This is a genomic window from Allobosea sp. (assembly GCF_030694325.1).
Lineage (GTDB): Bacteria > Pseudomonadota > Alphaproteobacteria > Rhizobiales > Beijerinckiaceae > Allobosea.
Window position 1 is genome coordinate 1 of sequence record NZ_JAUXYO010000166.1, and the last position, 4,149, is coordinate 4,149.

Annotated in this window: 4 protein-coding genes; 2 read left to right on the forward strand and 2 right to left on the reverse strand. The window is 67.1% G+C overall.

Annotated features, from left to right (window positions below; translation table 11 throughout):
- Positions 1-180 precede the first annotated feature (180 nt).
- The gene (locus tag Q8M82_RS10365) at positions 181-639 is read left to right on the forward strand and encodes a hypothetical protein (protein ID WP_305691285.1); all 459 of its coding nucleotides are present in this window, start codon (positions 181-183) and stop codon (positions 637-639) included.
- Positions 640-957: 318 nt separating this feature from the next.
- Here the strand turns inward: Q8M82_RS10365 and Q8M82_RS10370 are convergent, their stop codons facing one another.
- Entirely contained in the window at positions 958-1,986 is a 1,029-nt protein-coding gene (locus Q8M82_RS10370) for a DmpA family aminopeptidase (protein WP_305691286.1), read from the reverse strand.
- An 84-nt stretch (positions 1,987-2,070) separates the two neighbouring features.
- Positions 2,071-3,042, reverse strand: a complete 972-nt coding sequence (locus Q8M82_RS10375; protein WP_305691287.1) for a hypothetical protein — start codon at positions 3,040-3,042, stop codon at positions 2,071-2,073.
- Between the two features lie 256 nt (positions 3,043-3,298).
- On the opposite strand from Q8M82_RS10375, the gene recA reads away from it, so the two are divergent.
- Positions 3,299-4,149 (forward strand): recombinase RecA (gene recA, locus Q8M82_RS10380; RefSeq protein WP_305691288.1); only part of this gene is annotated, 851 nt, incomplete at its 3' end.

Consider the following 4,149-nt stretch of genomic DNA (forward strand, 5'->3'; position numbering starts at 1 on the left):
TACGAAAGGCTCTGCCAACACGGCAAAAAACCGATCGTCGCCATCACCGCAGTCATGCGAAAACTCATCGTCATCGCAAACGCAAAAATCCGTGACCTCCGTCTGTCAACACGCGAAGCGCAAGTGAGTTGATGACGGTGATTGAAACGACCCGATCCGAGCAGAAGCGATCTAGCCGACATGCCTGACCGGAAGCTGCTTCGCTACGCGATCCTGCTTGGCGCGCAGACCGCCTGCGCCGCGATCATGCTCGTCAACATCCATGCAGGCTTTCGCATCCTGATCGAGAATCTCGGTACGCCCAACGCATCCGCGCCCTCCAGCGTGCTGCACCTCCTGATCGCGGCGGCAATCAGCCAGGCCTGCTACTGGTACCGCCTGCGAACCGTCCCTGTACCCTCGAGCGTCCGAAACATCGCGCTCGGCCATTTGTTGGCCTTCGCCAGCCGGCTGGGCTTCATCTTCGGCGGCGCCCTGTTCTCGGTCTATTTCCTGCGTCACGCACCGGCGCTCGCGCTCGGCCCGCTCGACATCGCCTGGCGCGGCACGCTGCTGATCGCCGTCCTGTTCGCGCTCTACTGCTACACGCTGGAACTGGAGCGTCTGGGCGCGGCGCTGCAGGCGCCGCCCACCACCTGAGCCGGCCTACGCGGCGGGAGCGACCACCGCCGTCACGCAGCAACCGCCGTCGGGACGATCTCCGCCAGAACCTGGCCGCGGGCGACGACGGCCACGTCCTGCCCGAGCCCTGTCACGATGAAGGAGCCCGTCGAGACGGTAAAGGCGGCGATGGGGTGGATACACCGACTTCACTCGGAACCAGACCGTCATTCCGGACAAGCGGCGCTGCCGCGCCGATCCGGAATCCATCGGAAAGTGCCGGAGCCCTCCGATGGATCCCGGGGCAAGCCCGGGATGACGGCGGCGGTTCCGAGATAATCCGGCGCGCGCTCGCGCTCACCCGAGCGCGTCGGCCAGCGATGGGCGCGAATGCCCGTCCCGCCCGGTCACGGCCGGCGCCGCCAGCATCGCGTTCAGCACCGCCTCCTGTGTCGCTTCAGTGGCGGCGCGGAACGGCCCGTCGATCTGGCTCTCGTTGAGCATCGTCATCGGCAGGATGTCGGCCGCCTCGTGATGGGCGATGCGCCCGGCGGTGCTGAAGGCGACCGCGATGTCGCCGCTGCCATGGCCCCAGAAGGCCCCCAGCCTCGCCAGACCCGCGCCGCAGCGACGCGCCACCCGGGCCAGCTGCCGCGACTCGAGCGGCAGGTCGGTTGCGAGCACGATGATGACTGACCCGCGCTCCGGCGTGGGGGGCGTCTGCACAGGCGGCACGGGCCGGCGCCCGTCCGGCAGGACGAGATCGCCGGCATTGCCGAAATTCGCCAGCACCAGCACGCCAAGCGTGAAGTCCCGGCCATCCAGCCGCATCAGGCGCGAGGCCGTGCCGATGCCGCCCTTGAAGCCGAAGGCGCTCATCCCCGAGCCGGCGCCGACCGAGCCTTCGGCCACCGGCCCGCTCGCCGCCGCATCGAGCGCAGCGAACGCATCGGCCTCGGTCAGGGCCCGCGCGCGGATATCCGACAGGAATCCGTCATTGCACTCCAGCACCAGCGGGTTGACCGTGCCGGTCTCGCGCCCGATCTCGGAATTGGCGGCGAGCGCCCGGCTGACCAGCGCGTCGAAGCCGGTGCCGACCGAGAAGGTGTTGCCGAGCAGGATCGGTGTCTCGACCTGGCCGAGCTCGGCGAGCTGCACCAGCCCGGCGCTCTTGCCGAAGCCGTTGATGACGTCGCAGCCCGCCCGCAGCTTCTCCCGGAAGAGATCGCCCTCATGCGGCAGCACCGCCGTGAAGCCGGTGAGGACGTCCCCGTCCCGCAGGCTGCGATGGCCGACGCGGACGCCGGCGACGTCGGTGATCGCGTTCAGCGGCCCCGGCGGCAGCGTGCCGCAGATCAGTCCGTAATCGCCTGCACGCCTGTTCACGACTTCACCCCCCGGCTGGACGCCCCGGAATCTGGCTACCACTGTCGGCGATAATCTGCGCGCCCTTAAGCCGCGTTGGCGGAGTTACCCACGGATCGGCCGAGGCCCACCGATGGCCGTGAGGTCTGTCAGGGGCAGCAGAGGGGGCCGGGCCGCAGGCTCGACAAGGCAACGGAAGGACCCCGCTTCCGTGATCCGCCGGTCGGCGATCGCACCGCGCTCCGTCGCCGGCTTCTTCGGATCGTGATCGACGAAGAAGCCCTCGTCATAGAGGCTGCTGAACGACGCTCGCCGGACGAACTCGTCGAGCGTCGCCATGCCGCGTGGGCCCGTGGGCTGGATGCAGCCGATCGAGCCGACGAGCTTGTTCATGCCTTCCTGCGTGTCGTCTCCCCGCTCCCGCGGAAAGACCGGCCCCGGATGGAGAAGGAATTGCCCTTTGAGCTGCCACGCTCCCCCGAGATAGCTTTTGCGCTTCAGCACATGCAGACCCAGCGGCGGCCCTTCGATGGCGAACATCTGCCTGAAGCCGCCCCCGTTTCGAGCGACGGAATCGCGGTAGCGGACGCCGAAACGCAGCACATGAAACACCGCAAAATCCTCACCGAGCGTCTCCTCGCCGATCCCGATCCGGAGCTCGTAGAGCGGAACACGGAACCGGCCTCGAATGCGGTGAAGGCCACCGGCCTCCTCCTGGCCGTCATAACCCTTGACGTAAGCGTGTCCGACGATCTTCGACGTCATGACCGCGAGCACCCGCGCCGGCTGGATGAACTCGTCATGTCGGCGCGGCGGCAGCTTGCCTGCCAAGGACTGCATCAACCGAAAGGTTTCACGCCGCGGCGTCGCCACCGCATCGGCCACCAGGCCATGGCGCTTTTGGAACCTGTAGATCAGGTCGTCGGTCCGGACCGTATGGCCGCCCTTGGGATTGAAGCCGGGCGGAGCGCCACCCTCGGACACCGGAATCCGCATGAACAGATCGTGGATCAGCGCCACGTCGCTCGCGCGGTTCGGCGAGTGCCAGCCGACCGCTTGAACAAGTTCCTTCGCCATCGCATCCTCGCCCGTTCGCGCCAAAGCCGATGGATGGGTTTTGCCTGCAGCCGCGCATGGCCGCTGTTCCAGACGGAACAACCGGGCTGCCGCATAACAGGTCGAACACGCCCGCGCGCCTCTCCTGCCACCTCCTGTCAGCAACCCCGAAACGAGAACAGAAAAAGAACTTGCCCGCGAGAACAAACCATGACCATCCTACGCCATCGGCGCGGATTGAGATGTCCCCGCGCCCCTGCCATAAGGAGCGCGAGTCGTGAGTCAGGCGAATCTGAAACTGGTGGAAGGGTCCTCGATGGACAAGGCCAAGGCGCTGGATGCGGCGCTCTCGCAGATCGAGCGCGCCTTCGGCAAGGGCTCGATCATGCGCCTGGGCAAGAACCAGCAGGCGATCGAGATCGAGACGATTTCGACAGGTTCGCTCGGGCTCGACATCGCGCTCGGCGTCGGCGGTCTGCCGCGCGGCCGCGTCATCGAGATCTTCGGCCCTGAATCCTCCGGCAAGACCACGCTGGCCCTGCACACCATCGCCGAAGCCCAGAAGAAGGGCGGCGTCTGCGCCTTCGTCGACGCCGAGCACGCGCTCGATCCGGTCTATGCCCGCAAGCTCGGCGTCAATCTCGACGACCTGCTGATCTCCCAGCCCGACACCGGCGAGCAGGCGCTCGAGATCACCGACACCCTCGTCCGTTCCGGCGCGATCGACGTGCTGGTGGTCGATTCGGTCGCCGCGCTGACCCCGCGCGCCGAAATCGAGGGCGAGATGGGCGACGTCCAGCCCGGCCTGCAGGCCCGCCTGATGAGCCAGGCGCTGCGCAAGCTGACCGCCTCGATCTCGCGCTCGAACTGCATGGTCATCTTCATCAACCAGATCCGCATGAAGATCGGCGTGATGTACGGCTCCCCGGAGACGACCACCGGCGGCAACGCGCTGAAATTCTACGCCTCCGTGCGCCTCGACATCCGCCGCGTCTCGACTCTGAAGGAGCGCGACGAGGCCACCGGCAACCAGGTCCGCGTCAAGGTCGTCAAGAACAAGGTCGCGCCGCCCTTCAAGCAGGTCGAGTTCGACATCATGTTCGGCGAGGGCATCTCCAAGGTCGGCGA

Excerpts from the sequence above, each read along its gene's own strand:
- Q8M82_RS10365 (WP_305691285.1), top strand. The coding sequence starts at position 181 with ATGCCTGACCGGAAGCTGCTTCGCTACGCGATCCTGCTTGGCGCGCAG.
- Q8M82_RS10375 (WP_305691287.1), bottom strand. The coding sequence starts at position 3,042 with ATGGCGAAGGAACTTGTTCAAGCGGTCGGCTGGCACTCGCCGAACCGC.